Source organism: Aminobacter sp. SR38, assembly GCF_014843375.1.
Taxonomy (GTDB): Bacteria; Pseudomonadota; Alphaproteobacteria; order Rhizobiales; family Rhizobiaceae; genus Aminobacter; species Aminobacter ciceronei.
Genome location: NZ_CP062112.1, coordinates 3146470 through 3162350 on the forward strand (window position 1 = coordinate 3146470; position 15881 = coordinate 3162350).

Here is a 15881-nt window from a genome sequence, read left to right on the forward strand (position 1 = left end):
TTTCATCTTCATTTGTCAGGCCGGTGCCCGGCTCTGGCCTGCTATTTTCCGGTTGAAGCGCCGAATTGGTGCGATTAGGGCTATTGCCGGAAAATCCCCACAACCCTTGCCTTCCAGGCAGACCCGGCGGCCCGATTATGTCCTTCATTCCCGATTGGTCGACCATCATCCAGTTCGCGATCGCAACCTTCATCATCGCGATCACGCCCGGACCCGACATGACCCTGTTCGTCGGCCGCGCGTTGTCGGAAGGCCGCAAGGCCGGCTTTGCCTGCATGGCAGGCGCGATGACCGGCATCGTCATCCACACCACGCTGGTGGCGCTTGGCCTCTCGGCCCTGATCGTCGCTTCGCCGCAAGCCTTCATGGCGCTCAAGGTCGTCGGTGCCGGCTACCTGGTCTGGCTCGCCTTCCAGGCGATCACCAAGGGTTCGGCGTTTTCGCCCGACACCACCAAGCGTGCGCCGCGCTCTGTGTTCCAGAACTGGGCCACCGGCCTCGGCATCAATCTGCTCAACCCGAAGATCATCCTGTTCTTCATGACGTTCCTGCCGCAGTTCGTTTCGGCCCACGACACCAACGCGCCGGGCAAGCTGTTCTTCCTCGGTGCGATGTTCATCGTCCTGTCGCTGCCGGTGACGGCGCCGATGGTGATTGCCGCCGACAAATTCGCCGGGCTGCTCAAGAAGAGTCCGCGCGTGACGCGCATCGTCGACTATCTGTTTGCAGGGGTGTTCTCGGCCTTCGCGCTGAAGATCCTCACGGCGCAGGCGAAGTAGGGGTATTCCTGAGCGCGCCGGCGAAGCGGCCGGTGACGAACCAGTAGGCGATGCCGCCGACCAAACCGCTGCCGATGATCGACACCGGCCAGAGCGGATCGCGATAGGCGAAGCCGCCGTCGTCGCTCTGGTAGGCGACGCCTATGAAGACCAGCGCCACGAAGCCGCCGGCAAGGGCGTAGAACAGCCAGTCGCGCTTGCCGAGCAATTCGGCGAGCAGCATGACGACGACTGCCGGCACGAAGCCGAAATAGGCGACGAACAGCGCGATGAACGGAATGGTGAAGACCATCGAGCCGCTGGCTACCTCGGGCGGTATGTCGGTGGCTATCAGGCCCGCAACGCCAAGGAACACAACGTTGAGGAAGGCGCTGGCGGCAATGGACGCCGCGGCATAGCCCAGCACCATGTGGGCGAATTTGCCGAGATAGACGAGGACGCGGCTCACGCCTCGCCGTGTCCCGCGATCATCATCGCCTCGAGCGCCAGGCGCTCGCTCTTCTTCATGCGCTCGGATTCCGACTTGAGCTGGCCGCAGGCGGCGAGGATGTCACGGCCGCGCGGGGTGCGGATCGGCGAGGCATAGCCGGCATTGTTGATGTAGTCGGCGAACTTCTCGATCGTTTCCCAGTCCGAGCACTGATAGTTGGTGCCGGGCCATGGATTGAACGGGATCAGATTGATCTTGGCCGGCACGCCCTTGAGCAGCTTGACCAGCGCCTTGGCATCTTCGAGGCTGTCGTTGACGTCCTTCAGCATCACATATTCGAAGGTGATGCGGCGGGCGTTCGACAGGCCGGGATAGTTGCGGCAGGCGTCGACCAGATCCTTGAGCGGGTACTTCTTGTTGATCGGCACCAGCAGGTCGCGCAGGTCGTCATTGGTGGCGTGCAGCGAGATCGCCAGCATGACGCCGATTTCCTCGCCGGTGCGGAAGATTTCCGGCACGACACCCGAGGTCGACAGCGTGATGCGGCGCTTGGACAGCGCCAGCCCGTCGCCATCGGAGGCAATCAGCAGCGCCTTCTTGACCGCCTCGAAATTGTACAGCGGCTCGCCCATGCCCATCATGACGATGTTGGAGACCTTGCGGCCCTCGGCCGGAACAATGGCGCCGGCGGGCGTGTCGCGGTCGGGGAAATCGCCGAGCCGATCGCGTGCCGTCATCAGCTGCGCCAGGATCTCTTCCGCCGTCAGGTTGCGCACCAGCTTCTGGGTTCCGGTGTGGCAGAACGAGCAGGTCAGCGTGCAGCCGACCTGCGACGAGATGCACAGCGTGCCGCGGCCTTCCTCGGGGATGTAGACGGTCTCGATTTCAACCGGGCGACCGGCGCCTCGCGGCGGGAAACGGAACAGCCACTTGCGCGTGCCGTCCGAGGAAATCTGCTCCTCGACGATCTCCGGCCGCGCGATTGTGAAGTGCTTGGCGAGCTCGGCGCGCAGGTCCTTGGAGATGTTGAACATGTCGGCGAAGTCGGAGACGCCGCGGACATAAAGCCAGTGCCAGAGCTGCTGGACACGCATCTTGGCCTGGCGTTCGGGGACGACGCCTGACGTAACGAGCGCTTCGGCAAGCTCCTCGCGGGTGAGGCCGATCAGCTCGCCCTTGACGGGCGCGGCCGCACGGGCGCGCAACGCGTCACGGGTAGCATCGGTGGTAAGGTCGAGCGAAAGGGTCATTCGGGCTCAGCTAGCTGTAGATATCGGCAAATGTAGGATTTTGGCGCGACATATCACAGGTCTGGCGCTGCGTCACGTTTTGGCGGCCATGCATTTGTGCCGCAGCTTTGCAGTCTGTTAGGCAATGGCTGGGATGCTGGCCCGATGAGCAACATCTTTAACGTTGTCCTGGTGGCGCTCGTCGTCAATCTTGCGGCGTTCGCTGCCTTCTGGCGCGACAAGTATCTGGCCCGCGCCGGCGGCCGGCGCATCCCCGAGAAAACCCTGCTCTGGCTCGCCTTCGCCGGTGGCAGCCTGGGTGCCTTGTCGGCCCAGCACCTGTTCCGACACAAGACCCGCAAGGAGCCGTTCCGATCGCGGCTCTACACAATTGTCATCGTGCATGCGGTCGCCATTGCCGTACTGGCGATCTGGCTGATCGCGCCGCAATGGGCCTCGGGGTTGCTTGATGCGCTGAGCCGACCGGCCGTGTCTTAGGCCGAAGATGTTTCAGGCGGTTGGGCGGAGCACCAGCCGGTAGCGCTGCTCAGGCCGGCCGCTGCGTTGGTGTGGCACCGGTTCGCCCAGGCGTCGCCAGCCGAGACGTTCGTAAAGCCGGACGGCGCGCTCATTGTCCGAATAGACCGCGAGTTCGGCCGCATCGAAGCCGCGCTCGCGCAGCAGCGCTGCGATGCCGGCCAGCAATTCGACTGCCGCGCCCTTGCCCCAATGGTTCGGGTCGACGCCGAAATAGTGCAGTTCCGCCACGTTGCCATCTCCCGGCATCGGCGCAATGGCACCGAAGGCAACAGCGGTCCCATCGGTGGCCTCGGCGATGGCGAGCAGAGCCCGCTCCGAGCTGGCGAGCACCCGCGAAATGATCGGCCGCGCCTCGTCGAGCGTCGCCACATCAGGATCGTTGTCGCGCACCGCCGTCGCCCGCGCCCAGATGATCGCGGCCTGGTCGAGATGGCTACTGGTCCCGTCAATGATCCTGTGCATCTGCAGACCCCGGCTCCTGTCGCAAAAAAAGCCGGGCGATCGGGCCGCCCGGCTTTCGAAAACCTGTCTTGCGTCTGCGCTTATTTGCAGGTGGTGATCGACGTCAGCGCCGCCGAAATGCCCTTGAGCGAGAAGACGTAATTGGTCGGGTTGCCACGGCCTGATTTGGCCGAGACCTTCATGTCCGAGCCGCCCTTCATGGCGCTGATCAGGGCAGGTTCCTCGGCTGCGTTCTCGACCCAGGCCGACTTTCCCTTGGTGAACATCGAGAACGACTTGTCGCCGATGGTGACGGTGACCTTGGAGTTTTCCTGGAAATTGTAGCCGGCGATGAACTGCGGCTCGAAGGAAACCTTCTGGCCGGGGCGCTGGCTGACGAAGAAGAACATGTCGCCATGGTCGAGCGTCGGCGGCTGCTTGTCGGTCGGCACCGTCAGCACGTAGCAGACCTTGCCGTTCTGCGCCTGGTAGCTGTAGGTGCCCCAGGCGTTGTGCTGGCCGATCTTGGTCGCCGACTGGGCGAGCGCCGGCATTGCCGACACTGCAAGCACCAGACCCGAAATTGTAGCTATCAAACCGCGCATCGTTTTTCCTGTAGTTCAAATGGAGCGGGGCAGGCCGACTGCGCGCCCGCCCGTTCGCTTCATTTTGATTTAATCTGGGTTACCAAAGGGTGAATGCTTTTCAGAAAGGACATTCATCGCATGGAACCCCGCCGAACTGCCCATCGTGGACGGGCACCTTGTCCCTGACGTGGTTGAAAACCACGAAAACGGCAAGAGTTTGACTTTTCGTTTCAGGATGAAACAAGCGGGCAGCGCTGTCACTGGTCCTGTGACAGCGCTTCCTTCGCGGCAAGGCGGTGGGCTGGTGTCATGTGCGCCCGGACCGCCGTGATCGCAGCGGTCAGCACGGCGATGTCGTCGGTGAAGCCGAGGCCCAGTATGACATCGGGAATGGTGTCGACCGGCAGGATGAAATAGCCGAGCGCCGCCAACAGGATACCTTTGGCTCGCAGCGGCGTGTCCTTGTCCAGCGCGCAATAATAGGCCGCCACCACCTCTTCCATGAAAGGCACGTGGCGGGCGGCGCGCTTGGCGGTGCGCCAGAACTTCTCGCGCACCTCGGCTTCGCTTGCCGGAGCGCCGTTCGCGCCGCCGCGAAAGCTGTCAAAGCCGGGAAACTTCACCATCCAGACAATCTCCTTTGCCCGAACTCTAACTTCTCACGCTTGCCGGAAACCGGTTCCGGTTTCGGTGCCAATGCGCGATCAAAGATGTGGGAAGGTTCGGTCCCCTCTGCAAGATGCCGGCCTCAGGAACCGAAATAGCCGTTCATGCGCTTGGCCAGCTTGAAATCCAGCTCGGTCAGCCCGCCGGCGTCGTGGGTGTTCAGCGTGACGTCGACCGTCTTGTAGACATTCGACCAGTCGGGGTGGTGGTCGAGCTGTTCTGCCGCCATGGCGACGCGGGTCATGAAGGCGAAGGCCTCACTGAAGTTCTTGAACACGAAGCTGCGCGACATCGACAACCCGTCGGCGGCGAGTGTCCAGCCGCCGAGCGCGTCGAGCGCTGCCTTCAGCTCCTGCTGTCCAAGTTTCTCTCTGGCCATTTCATGCTCCCGTGATATGCGAAGTGTTCACCAGCATAGCGCGGGATCGATGAGCGAGAAGCCGGTAAAATCAATTCTGTTCGTTTGCCTCGGCAACATTTGCCGTTCGCCCCTTGCCGAAGGTGTGTTTCGGGCCGTGCTCACCGAGCGCGGGCTGGATGGCGAATACACAATCGACTCGGCTGGCACCGGCGGCTGGCACGCGGGTTCGGCCCCGGATCCGCGGTCGATTGCGGTTGCGGCCGAGCATGGCATCGACATCACCGCCCAGCAGGCCCGCAAGGTGGTGGCGCGCGATTTCGAGCGCTTCGACCTGATCCTCGGCATGGACCGCTCCAATGTCGACGATCTCAGGGCGCTTGCGCCGGCGAGCTTGGCCGAGCGTGTCGAGCTTTTCATCGGCCAGGCCGTGGGTGGACCACGCGACGTGCCCGATCCCTATTACGGCGGGGAAGACGGCTTCGCTGCGGTCTACCGCATGATCCGCGACGCTTCGGAGGCGCTTGCCGACCGGCTGGCAGCGCGGGCGTCGACGCCATTCAGCGGCCAGGCTTCCTCGACGATGTAGGGGCCGCCGCCGACCGAGTCGCGCGACGACATCAAGACGAAGCGGCCGACACGGAAGGGCACGGTGGCGAAGTTGCCGCGCGCTGACAGATAGTGTGCGACATCGAGCGGGCTGGTGTTCCTGAGCCGCGCCAGCGTGACATGCGGGGTGAACTTGCGCGGATCCGACGGCAGGCCGAGGCGCTTGCTGATGCGCTCGATTTCGGCCTGCAGCGCGTTCATCTCCGGCGAGGGTGTGACGCCGGCCCAGACCGCGTGCGGCTTTTTCTGACCGAAGGCGCCGACACCCGAAAGCGTGAGCTGGAAGCTCGGACGGTCGACACGGTCGAGTGCTTCGACGATCTCGTCGGCGACGTGGCCTTCGATGTCGCCGAAGAAACGCAAGGTGAGGTGGTAGTTTTCGACATCGATCCAGCGGGCGCCTGACAGGCCGCCCCTGAGCAGCGACAGCGATAAGGCGGCATCACGCGGAATTTCGAGGGCGGTGAAAAGTCGCGGCATGGCCAGGCTCCCTTCCTCGAATCGCAGTTCGTAGGGCTCAGCGAATCATCGATCGCTGCGCCGGGCAAGCGCTTTGTTCAGCGCCTGCTGTTTCGACAACGCAACGAAATCGGATGTGTTGCAACGATGCATGACGACGTTCATTTGCCGGCAATTGTCTTTTCGACAGTCGGCAGCGCCTTTGCGACCATGCGGTCGATACCTTCTGCTGTCGGGTGCATGCCGTCCTCCAAAAGCAGTTTCGGATCACCGGCGACGCCATCGAGAAAGAACGGGTAGAGCGTCACGCCGTACTTCTCGGCCAGCCTCGGATAGATCGTGCCGAATTGTTCGCCATAAGCGTGACCGAGATTTGGCGCCGCAACCATGCCGGCCAGCAGCACCTCGATCTTTCGCTCCTGGAGCCGGGCAAGCATCTTGTCGAGGTTCTGCTCGACGAGCGCCGGGTCGATGCCGCGCAGCATGTCGTTGGCGCCGAGCTCCAGTATGACCAGCTGCGTTCCGTCGGGGACGGACCAGTCGAGCCGCGACAGGCCGCCGCTTGTGGTGTCGCCAGAGACGCCGGCATTGGTAATCACGACATCGTGACCATTGTTGCGTAGCGCCTTTTCGAGCTTTTCGGGAAAGCTCTCGCCGGGATTGAGGCCATATCCGGCCATCAGGCTGTCGCCAAAGCCGACGATCTTGAATGGTTCGGCCCAAACCGGGGCAATGGTCGTGAAAAAGGCCAGAGAGACGGCAAGGAATGCGAAGGTCAGATGTTTCAATGCCATGTTTCAAAACCCATATGACGGAAAAATTCACGCCTCTTAGATTTTCATATAGGACAGATTTGCCGTGACAGAAGCAGTCATCGAACTGAGAGACGTGTCGTTGACGCTTGGGACGGGGGCTTCTTCAGTGCATGTGCTGAAGGGCGTGAGCCTTGATGTCGCCGCCGGCGAGGCCACCGGCATCGTCGGCCCTTCCGGTTCCGGCAAATCGACGCTGCTGATGGTTCTGGCCGGACTCGAACGTGTCGATGGCGGCACGGTCAAGATCGCCGGCGAGCTGCTCAACGGCCGCAGCGAGGACCAGATCGCGGCGTTTCGCGGCCGCAACATCGGCATCGTCTTCCAGTCGTTCCATCTGATCCCCAACATGACCGCGCTGGAAAACGTCGCCGTGCCGCTCGAACTGGCCGGCAAGCGCGACGCCTTTGCCATCGCTGAACGCGAGCTTGCGGCCGTCGGCCTCGCCGACCGCGTCACGCACTATCCGGGCGAGCTTTCGGGCGGCGAACAACAGCGCGTGGCGATTGCGCGTGCGCTGGCGCCGGAGCCTGCCATCCTCATCGCCGACGAGCCGACAGGCAATCTCGACCAGGCGACAGGGCGGCAGATCGCCGACCTCCTGTTCGCCAAGGCCGCCGAACGCGCCATGACGCTGGTGTTGGTGACGCACGATCCAGCACTCGCCGCGCGCTGCGACCGGCAGGTGGCGATGCGCTCCGGACGGATCGAGACGGCGACAATTGCGCCTCTGGCCGAGAAAGTCCGGGCATGAGGTCTCTCATCCCGGCCCACCCCCCTCGGGCCTGCCGGCCATCTCCCCCGTATGGGGGGAGATCAGCCTACGTCACCGCCTTTGCCAACCTCAGATGGTGCAGGACGAGCGCCGTCGGCGACGCGACCAATCTCGCCCCATGCGGGGGAGATGGCCGGCCGGCCACAGGGGGGTGGCGTGGAGCGCCAACCTCGCAGTTGTCCGCCGGATCGCAGGTGCTCCCATGCTGAAGGACCTGCCTCTCGCCTTCCGCTTTGCCGCGCGCGAAATGCGTGGCGGCCTGCGCGGCTTCGTGATCTTCCTGATCTGCATCGCGCTCGGCGTGGCGGCAATCGGCGGCGTCAATTCGGTGGCGCGGGCGATTACCGCCGGCGTTGCCAGCGAGGGTCAGGCGCTCCTCGGCGGCGACATCCGTTTCCAGCTGATCCAGCGCGAGGCGACCGACAAGGAAAAGACCTTCCTCGAAAGCCTCGGCACCGTCTCGCACAATGCCGGCATGCGCTCGATGGCACGGCTGGAAGACGGTTCCGACCAGTCGCTTGTCGAAGCCAAGGCGGTCGACGACGCCTATCCGCTTTACGGCCAACTGGTGACGGAGCCGGCGCTGCCCCGCGCCGAACTCTTTGCCGAGCGCTCGGGCATCTTTGGCGCGGCGGCCCCGGATCTGTTGTTCGAACGGCTCAACCTCAAGCTTGGCGACCGCATCAAGCTCGGCAGCGTGACCTTCGAACTCCGGGCAAAGCTGGTCACCGAGCCCGACGCGGTCTCCGACGGCTTCGGCTTTGCGCCGCGCCTGTTGGTGTCGATGGAAGGGTTGAGCACTTCCGGACTGATCCAGCCCGGCAGTCTCGTCGAACACGCCTACAAGCTGCGCATGCCGGTCGGTACCAGCGAAGCCGAAGTGGCTGATGTGCGCGAGCGGGCGAATGCCGAGTTCCCCGAGGCTGGCTGGAGCGTGCGGACAAGGACCAATGCCGCGCCGGCATTGTCGGCCAACATCGAACGCTTCACCCAGTTCCTGACGCTGGTCGGCTTGACCTCACTGGTCGTTGGCGGTGTTGGCGTAGCGAATGCCGTGCGCGCCTATCTCGACGGCAAGCGTGGCGTCATTGCCACCTTCAAGAGCCTGGGCGCCTCGGGCGGCTTCGTACTGACAGTTTATCTCATCCAGATCCTGCTTATTGCAGGTCTCGGCATCGCCATCGGCCTGGCGCTCGGCGCGCTGATGCCGTTTGCGGCGAGCGCAGCACTCCAGTCGGTCATCCCGGTACCGGCCGAAGCCGGCGTCTACCCGGCGGCACTTGCCATGGCCGCTCTGTTCGGCGTCCTTGTGACGCTTGCTTTCGCCATCCTGCCGCTCGGCCGTGCCCGCGACGTGCCGGCCACCGCGCTGTTCCGCGAGATGGGTTTTGAAGGTCGGGGCCTGCCGCGGCTGGTCTACATCGCAACCGCTTTGGGCATCGCCGCTATACTCGCGGCGCTCGCGATCTGGTTCGCCGGCGACCGCCGCATCGCCACCATTTTTGTCGGCGCGACGATCTTTTCGTTTCTGGTGCTGCGCGCCGTGGCCGTTGCGGTGCAGTGGCTGGCGCGGAAAAGCCCGCGTGTGCGCTCGACCGCGCTCAGGCTCGCCGTCGGCAACATCCACCGCCCCGGCGCTTTGACGCCGTCCGTGGTGCTGTCGCTCGGCCTCGGGCTGACGCTTCTCGTCACGCTGGCGCTGATCGACGGCAATCTGCGCCGCCAGATATCAGGCAGCCTGCCGGAGCGGGCGCCGAACTTCTTCTTCGTCGACATCCAGCCTGACCAGGTCGACGACTTTGCTAGGCTGGTTGCGACAGAGGCGCCCGGCGGCAAGCTGGTGCGGGTGCCGATGCTGCGCGGCCGTGTCATGGCGCTCAACGGCACCGACGTGCAGAAACTCAACGTACCGCCGGAAGGCGCCTGGGTGCTGCGCGGCGACCGTGGCCTGACCTATGCCAAGAACCTGCCGGAGAATTCGACGCTGTCGCAAGGCACGTGGTGGCCGGCCGACTATTCGGGCGAGCCGCTGGTGTCATTCTCGGCACAAGAGGCGGGCGAACTCGGCCTCAAGATTGGCGACATGGTCACCGTCAACGTGCTGGGCCGCAACGTCACGGCCAAGATCGCCAATTTCCGCGAAGTGCAGTGGGAATCGATGGGCATCAACTTCGTCATGGTGTTTTCACCCAACACCTTCGCCGGTGCGCCGCACAGCTGGCTGGCGACGCTGACCGAAGACAAGGCTGTCCCTGCCGACGAGGCTAAGATCCTGAACGCGGTGACGCGCAGCTATCCGGCAATCACCACCGTGCGGGTGAAGGACGCGCTCGACGTCGTCAACCGGCTGGTCGCCCAGCTCGGTACTGCGATCCGTGCCGCTGCCGGCGTGGCGCTGATCGCCTCGGTGCTGGTGCTGGCCGGCGCACTTGCCGCCGGCAACCGTGCCCGGGTCCATGACGCGGTCATCCTGAAGACGCTCGGTGCGACGCGGCGGACGTTGATATCGGCGTTTTCGCTGGAATACATGCTGATCGGCCTCGCCACCGCCATCTTCGCGCTCGCCGCCGGCGGGGTCGCGGCCTGGTTCGTCGTCGCGCGAATCATGACGCTGCCATCGTCCTTCCTGCCGGAGGTGGCGGTTGCGACGATCGTCTTTGCCCTGGTGCTGACCGTCGGCTTCGGTCTGGTCGGCACCTGGCGGGTGCTCGGCCACAAGGCGGCGCCGGTGCTGCGCAGCGAATGACGAAATGCCGTTGCGCGGGCTGGACTTCAACGACATTTGTATGAGATTGTGCGCTCACAGCCGGTTTCAAGGCGTTACAGGCCTTGTTTAGGTCTGAAAGAAACATCATATTTCGGCGGAGGCATGCTGGAGTCCCGCCAGCGGCGCCTGGGTCTCGGCCTGACACCCGACGGGGCAGAAGCAACAGAGGAAACCATGTCCGACTTTAGAAACTACCAGACGCGCATGGCGACGGCAGGCAGCCGCACCGACGCGTCGATCGACGAAGGCCTGCGCGCCTACATGCTCAAGGTTTACAACCTTATGGCGCTCGGCCTGGTCATCACCGGTCTTGCAGCGCTGGGCACCATGACGCTGGCGACCACCAACGATCCGGCCACCGCCGTCGCCACGATGGGCAACGGCAAGATGCTGACCAGCCTCGGCGTTGCGCTCTATGGTTCGCCGCTGAAGTGGGTCGTCATGCTGGCTCCGCTCGGCATGGTGTTCTTCCTGAGCGCCCGCATCCAGTCGATGAGCGTTTCCGGCGCGCAGACCGCGTTCTGGGTGTTCGCCGGCCTGATGGGCCTGTCGCTGTCGTCAATCTTCCTGGTCTACACCAGCGCCAGCATCGTCCAGACCTTCTTCATCACCGCGACCGCCTTCGGTGCGCTCTCGCTTGTCGGCTACACGACCAAGCGTGACCTGACCGCCATGGGCACGTTCCTGACCATGGGCGTGATCGGCCTGCTGATCGCGATGGTGGTCAACATCTTCCTGCAGTCGCCGGCCCTGCAGTTCGCCATCTCGGCGATCGGCGTGCTGGTGTTCGCTGGCCTGACCGCCTACGACACGCAGAAGATCAAGGAGATGTATTTCGACGGCGACGACGTGCTCGTCTCCGGCCGCAAGGCGATCATGGGCGCGCTCACGCTCTATCTCGACTTCATCAACCTGTTCTCGTTCCTGCTGTCGTTCCTGGGCAACCGCGAATAATCAGCTGGACCATCAGACTTTCGAAGGGCGGCCAATGGCCGCCCTTTTCATTTGTTCGGAGCTTTGCTCTAATGGAGGCAGAAGAATGGATTGCCTAAAAAATGAGCATGAAGATTCGGCACGCGCTGCCTGACGACCTCGACCGGATCACCGAAATCTATGCCGACGCGGTCCTCAACGGCACGGCGAGCTACGAGCTCGATCCGCCCTCGCGCGCCGAGATGGGGGAGCGCTACAACAGCCTGACGGATGCCGGTTATCCCTACCTCGTCGCCGAGCGCGACGCTGTCATTCTGGGCTATGCCTATGCCGGCCCGTTCCGTGCGCGCCCTGCCTATCGCTTCATTGTCGAGGATTCGATCTATGTTGCGCCGGAAGCCAAGGGCGCCGGCATCGGCAAGGCGCTGATGCAGGCGCTGATCGACGAATCAACTGTTCTCGGCTTTCGACAGATCATCGCCGTCATCGGCGACGGCCATGCCGACAGCGCTTCGGTGCAGCTGCATGAAAGGCTCGGTTTCCATCACACCGGCCGCATGGAAGGCTCCGGCTACAAGCATGGCCGCTGGCTCGACACCGTGTTCATGCAACTGGCGCTGAATGGCGGCGCGACACTGCCGCCGGATCCGGGCTCGATGCCGGAACGGCGCTTCGTCGCCAAAGGCGGCAAGGGCTGAGCCGTCAGCCCGTGCCGCCGAGAAGCGGCACGAAACGCACGGCCACGAGCGTCTTCCGCGCATAGTCGTTCTCGCCGTTGCGCACGATCTTGACCAATTGCTGGTCGCCGAACGGGCCCAAGGGCATGATCAGCCGTCCGCCTATCGCAAGCTGTTCCTTCCACGCCGACGGCACGGTGCGTGAACCCGCTGCCGAGAGAATGGCGTCGAACGGCGCCTCGGCCTCGCAGCCGGCCGAGCCGTCTCCCGCGATGACTTGTACATTCGCATGGCCGAGCTTGTTCAGCCGAGCCCTGGCGCTGTCGGCCAGCGAAGCGATGCGCTCGATGGTGACGACGCGGCCGGCTAGCCTGGCCATGACGGCCGCCGCATAGCCCGAGCCGGTGCCGATCTCCAGAACCTTGTTGCCGCGCTCGAGTTCCGCCGCCCAGGCCATCAGCGCGACGATGTAAGGTTGCGATATAGTCTGGTCGTGGGCGATGGGCAGGGCGGTGTCGTCGTAGGCGCGGTCGCGCAGGGCCGTGGGTACGAATTTCTCGCGCGGCACCGCGGCCATGGCCTCCAGCACCGCCGGCTCGGTCAATCCACGCCGGGCGATCTGGTACTCCACCATGTTGAGGCGCGCTGCCCGATAGTCGACCATGGCCTTCCTGCCGTCGCCCCTTTAACCGTCGCGGTTGCGCAAGGTTCCCCTATCAGGGCTGCTTACGCAGCGTCCGCAAGATGGTGCAGCGCGGCGCCTCTTGCTGCATTGCACAAAACGCAAAGCTCCTATGCAATATCAACACTTTAAATCGATACGCAGCGGAGCTAGATATCAGTCATCGAATTTGTCGGGCCTACCTCCTCCCAGGTTTCCGACGAATAGGTCAGCGCCTACCTCCTCCCAGACGCTGGCCACAAATACGACACCCGCCGGACCTCCTCCCCCGGCGGGTGTTGTTTTTTCAGCCTCCCTCACATCGATGTCAGCTTCGCCGCACGTACCGCGTGGCGGTGGATCATGTCTGGCCAATTCGCCGGACAGCACGCTCACAGCGATCGCCGATGTGGCGCTGAGGTGGTCGATCAGGCTATAGCCATTGCCAAGCGTCTTGCGGCAAAGGCCGTCGAGAAACGAAGCGATAATGCCCCGACCGACGACGCGAACACACGCGCAAACGGCCCCGGGGCGGGTGAGGAACGAGGAAAGGAATTCAGCATGAACATGACCAGCGAAACCGCCGCTCTTCTGGAGCGGCTTGGCGTTGCGTCAGCTGCCTTCACCGGCGGCGACCTGATCGTGCGCAGCCCGGTGACGGGCGACCAGATCGGCGCGCTCAAGTCGATCTCATCAGCCGAGGCGGAAGCCGTAATTGCCCGCGCCGATGCCGCCTTCAAGGCCTGGCGCAACGTGCCGGCGCCGAAGCGCGGCGAGCTTGTCCGCCTGCTCGGCGAGGAGCTGCGCGCTTCAAAGGCCGATCTCGGCCGCCTGGTCTCGATCGAGGTGGGAAAGATCGCCTCCGAGGGCCTCGGCGAAGTCCAGGAGATGATCGACATCTGCGACTTCGCCGTCGGCCTGTCGCGCCAACTTTATGGCCTGACCATTGCCACCGAGCGTCCCGGCCATCGCATGATGGAAACCTGGCATCCGCTCGGCGTCACAGGCGTCATCTCGGCCTTCAACTTCCCCGTTGCGGTGTGGTCGTGGAATGCAGCCCTGGCCTTTGTCTGCGGCAATTCGGTTGTCTGGAAGCCGTCGGAAAAGACGCCGCTGACCGCCCTTGCCTGCCAGGCGATCTTCGAGCGTGCGGCAAAACGTTTTGGCGCTGATGCGCCCGCAGGCCTGTCGCAGCTTTTGATCGGCGACCGCGCCATCGGCGAGGTGCTTGTCGACCACCCCAAGGTGCCGCTGGTCTCGGCCACCGGCTCGACCCGCATGGGCCGTGACGTCGGCCCGCGTCTGGCCAAACGTTTCGCCCGCGCCATCCTCGAGCTCGGCGGCAACAATGCCGGCATCGTCTGCCCTTCGGCCAATCTCGACATGGCGCTGCGCGCCATCGCCTTCGGCGCCATGGGCACCGCCGGCCAGCGCTGCACCACCATGCGCCGCCTGTTCGTCCATGACAGCGTCTACGACCAGCTCGTGCCGCGGCTGAAGAAGGCCTATCAGAGCGTCTCGGTCGGCAGCCCGCTGGAGAGCTCGGCCCTCGTCGGCCCGCTGATCGACAAGGCCGCCTTCGACGGCATGCAGAAGGCGCTGAAGCACGCGGCCGAGGCCGGCGGCGAGATCACCGGTGGTGCGCGCGTCGACCAGGGCCATGACGGCGCCTATTACGTCAAGCCGGCACTGGTCGAGATGCCTGATCAGACAGGTCCGGTGCTGGAAGAGACCTTCGCACCGATCCTTTATGTGATGAAGTATTCCGACTTCGATGCTGTGCTCGACCTGCACAATGCGGTCGGCGCCGGCCTGTCGTCGTCGATCTTCACGCTCGACCTGCAGGAAGCCGAACGTTTCCTCTCGGTCGAGGGTTCGGACTGCGGCATCGCCAATGTCAACATCGGCACCTCGGGTGCGGAGATCGGCGGCGCGTTCGGCGGCGAGAAGGAGACCGGCGGCGGCCGCGAAAGCGGCTCGGACGCCTGGAAGGCCTATATGCGCCGCGCCACCAACACGGTGAACTACTCCAGGGCGCTGCCGCTGGCCCAGGGCGTCAGCTTCGACATCGACTGAGCAAGCCGACACCGGTTGCGGCGCTGGCATCGGCCACGCCGCAGCCACGTGATTTCAAGCGCCGTCCGCAGAAGCGGGCGGCGTTTCCGCTTGCGGTTCAGAGTGTCAGGTCGGGGATTGTCCATCCCGCCAACTCCGCTTGTGCTGCCGGCGCGATGGGCAGAAGCTTGCGCGTTTCCAGGTCGAAGCAGATGGCCACAACCTCCATCGAGCCGAACGGCCTTCCGGAGAACGGGTCGAGCATCCAGTTGACGATGTTCATGGTCCGCCCGTCGATGCGGGCGAGGCCGGAGCGCACCTCCCAGCAGTCGCCGCTTGCGGGCAGGCCGTCCACGCCGATCAGGAACTCGAGTGCTGCGGCACCGAAATGTGGTCCAGTCCTGTCGCTGTGGCGGGCGCAGGCCTCGCGCAGCGGCGTGATGATGTTGCGGACGCTGTCGGCCATGGCGCCGACGAAGGCGTAAGGCAGCATCCTGCCCCAGGGGTCACAGGCCTGATGCGGCACGGCGCCTTGGCCAAGCCGATGCAGGCCGAGTTGTTCGGCCCGCGCGCCCGATGCGGATATCACCGTGGGGAGATCGCCTGTGCCACGCGGCATTGCCAGCCTCGGCGTCTCGGTGAGCTCGGCCGCAATATGATTGGCGAAGGTCTCAGGCCATGGCCGCCCGCTGCCGTCCGTCGATGCGACATGATGGAGGCGGATGCGAAAGGTCGCGGCGCAATCATTCGAGGCTGTGTCGAACATCATGGCAACGATGTCGGCCGTGCCGTTGCCTATGGCGGCGAACCCGGCCGAGATGTGCATCGAGCTTCCGGCCCGCGCCTCGCGCAGGAAGCGGATATGCATGGTCCTGACGGCCAATGTCGTCTCCGAGCCGACCGCCAACAGGCGGGGCAGGCCAGTCCGGTCGAACAGCATGGTGATGGCCTCCATGCAGCGCGCGACGTAGAAGCGCGTGTTCATATGGCCCATTTCGTCGCATTCCCAGGTGGCGACGCCGCCGCGCCAGACGTCGCGCAACCCCGATATGCCAGCCTTCATGCGTATTCTCCCGTGCTCGACTGCAAGTCGTACCGGTGAT

At 64.2% G+C, this 15881-nt stretch carries 18 protein-coding genes; 8 read left to right on the forward strand and 10 right to left on the reverse strand.

The window, feature by feature from the left end:
- Nucleotides 1-137: 137 nt before the first annotated feature.
- The gene (locus IG197_RS15325; RefSeq protein ID WP_067955991.1) at nt 138-779 is read left to right on the forward strand and encodes a LysE family translocator; all 642 of its coding nucleotides are present in this window, start codon (nt 138-140) and stop codon (nt 777-779) included.
- Here IG197_RS15325 and IG197_RS15330 read toward each other — a convergent pair.
- Together IG197_RS15330 and rlmN are read right to left on the reverse strand one after the other, a co-directional pair.
- On the reverse strand, nt 760-1227 hold the full coding sequence (locus IG197_RS15330; protein ID WP_192313056.1) for a hypothetical protein: 468 nt from the start codon (nt 1225-1227) through the stop codon (nt 760-762). The genes IG197_RS15325 and IG197_RS15330 overlap by 20 nt on opposite strands.
- Nucleotides 1224-2459, reverse strand: coding sequence for a 23S rRNA (adenine(2503)-C(2))-methyltransferase RlmN (gene rlmN, locus IG197_RS15335; RefSeq protein ID WP_182574027.1), 1236 nt, complete (start codon nt 2457-2459; stop codon nt 1224-1226). Before rlmN ends, IG197_RS15330 begins: the two co-directional genes overlap by 4 nt.
- A 144-nt stretch (nt 2460-2603) precedes the next feature.
- On the opposite strand from rlmN, the gene IG197_RS15340 reads away from it, so the two are divergent.
- On the forward strand, nt 2604-2936 hold the full coding sequence (locus IG197_RS15340; protein ID WP_192313059.1) for a DUF1294 domain-containing protein: 333 nt from the start codon (nt 2604-2606) through the stop codon (nt 2934-2936).
- Nucleotides 2937-2948: 12 nt separating this feature from the next.
- Here the strand turns inward: IG197_RS15340 and IG197_RS15345 are convergent, their stop codons facing one another.
- The 4 genes from IG197_RS15345 to IG197_RS15360 all read right to left on the reverse strand — a co-directional run bounded on the left by IG197_RS15345 (nt 2949) and on the right by IG197_RS15360 (nt 5051).
- Nucleotides 2949-3440, reverse strand: coding sequence for a GNAT family N-acetyltransferase (locus IG197_RS15345; protein ID WP_192313062.1), 492 nt, complete (start codon nt 3438-3440; stop codon nt 2949-2951).
- An 80-nt stretch (nt 3441-3520) separates the two neighbouring features.
- Nucleotides 3521-4024 (reverse strand): invasion associated locus B family protein, encoded by a 504-nt coding sequence (locus IG197_RS15350; RefSeq protein ID WP_192313066.1) that lies wholly within the window; start codon nt 4022-4024, stop codon nt 3521-3523.
- 239 nt (nt 4025-4263) lie between these two features.
- Nucleotides 4264-4632, reverse strand: a complete 369-nt coding sequence (locus IG197_RS15355; RefSeq protein WP_192313071.1) for a YkvA family protein — start codon at nt 4630-4632, stop codon at nt 4264-4266.
- A 122-nt stretch (nt 4633-4754) separates the two neighbouring features.
- The gene (locus IG197_RS15360) at nt 4755-5051 is read right to left on the reverse strand and encodes a 4a-hydroxytetrahydrobiopterin dehydratase (RefSeq protein WP_067956005.1); all 297 of its coding nucleotides are present in this window, start codon (nt 5049-5051) and stop codon (nt 4755-4757) included.
- A gap of 49 nt (nt 5052-5100) precedes the next feature.
- Between IG197_RS15360 and IG197_RS15365 the strand changes: the two genes are divergently transcribed.
- The gene (locus tag IG197_RS15365) at nt 5101-5619 is read left to right on the forward strand and encodes a low molecular weight protein-tyrosine-phosphatase (protein ID WP_067956006.1); all 519 of its coding nucleotides are present in this window, start codon (nt 5101-5103) and stop codon (nt 5617-5619) included.
- Here IG197_RS15365 and thpR read toward each other — a convergent pair.
- Together thpR and IG197_RS15375 are read right to left on the reverse strand one after the other, a co-directional pair.
- Nucleotides 5523-6119 (reverse strand): RNA 2',3'-cyclic phosphodiesterase, encoded by a 597-nt coding sequence (gene thpR, locus IG197_RS15370; protein ID WP_067956007.1) that lies wholly within the window; start codon nt 6117-6119, stop codon nt 5523-5525. The two genes, IG197_RS15365 and thpR, sit on opposite strands and share 97 nt — an antisense overlap.
- A 140-nt stretch (nt 6120-6259) precedes the next feature.
- Nucleotides 6260-6892 (reverse strand): arylesterase, encoded by a 633-nt coding sequence (locus IG197_RS15375; RefSeq protein WP_192313074.1) that lies wholly within the window; start codon nt 6890-6892, stop codon nt 6260-6262.
- A gap of 64 nt (nt 6893-6956) precedes the next feature.
- On the opposite strand from IG197_RS15375, the gene IG197_RS15380 reads away from it, so the two are divergent.
- From IG197_RS15380 to IG197_RS15395, 4 genes are all read left to right on the forward strand, one after another.
- Nucleotides 6957-7664 carry an ABC transporter ATP-binding protein gene (locus IG197_RS15380; protein ID WP_182574022.1) on the forward strand — a complete coding sequence of 236 codons (708 nt, stop codon included), beginning with the start codon at nt 6957-6959 and terminating at the stop codon, nt 7662-7664.
- 223 nt (nt 7665-7887) lie between these two features.
- Nucleotides 7888-10431, forward strand: a complete 2544-nt coding sequence (locus IG197_RS15385) for an ABC transporter permease (protein WP_192313077.1) — start codon at nt 7888-7890, stop codon at nt 10429-10431.
- Between the two features lie 195 nt (nt 10432-10626).
- Nucleotides 10627-11406: a Bax inhibitor-1/YccA family protein gene (locus IG197_RS15390; RefSeq protein ID WP_154386301.1), complete on the forward strand. Its 780-nt coding sequence runs from the start codon at nt 10627-10629 to the stop codon at nt 11404-11406.
- A 101-nt stretch (nt 11407-11507) separates the two neighbouring features.
- Nucleotides 11508-12083 (forward strand): GNAT family N-acetyltransferase, encoded by a 576-nt coding sequence (locus IG197_RS15395; RefSeq protein ID WP_067956015.1) that lies wholly within the window; start codon nt 11508-11510, stop codon nt 12081-12083.
- Nucleotides 12084-12087: 4 nt separating this feature from the next.
- Here IG197_RS15395 and IG197_RS15400 read toward each other — a convergent pair whose 3' ends face one another.
- Nucleotides 12088-12726: a protein-L-isoaspartate(D-aspartate) O-methyltransferase gene (locus IG197_RS15400; RefSeq protein WP_067956017.1), complete on the reverse strand. Its 639-nt coding sequence runs from the start codon at nt 12724-12726 to the stop codon at nt 12088-12090.
- 558 nt (nt 12727-13284) lie between these two features.
- On the opposite strand from IG197_RS15400, the gene IG197_RS15405 reads away from it, so the two are divergent.
- Nucleotides 13285-14799 (forward strand): aldehyde dehydrogenase family protein, encoded by a 1515-nt coding sequence (locus tag IG197_RS15405; protein ID WP_192313080.1) that lies wholly within the window; start codon nt 13285-13287, stop codon nt 14797-14799.
- A gap of 97 nt (nt 14800-14896) precedes the next feature.
- Here the strand turns inward: IG197_RS15405 and IG197_RS15410 are convergent, their stop codons facing one another.
- Complete coding sequence (locus IG197_RS15410) at nt 14897-15841, reverse strand: thioesterase family protein (RefSeq protein WP_192313082.1); 945 nt, start codon at nt 15839-15841, stop codon at nt 14897-14899.
- Nucleotides 15842-15881: the final 40 nt, after the last annotated feature.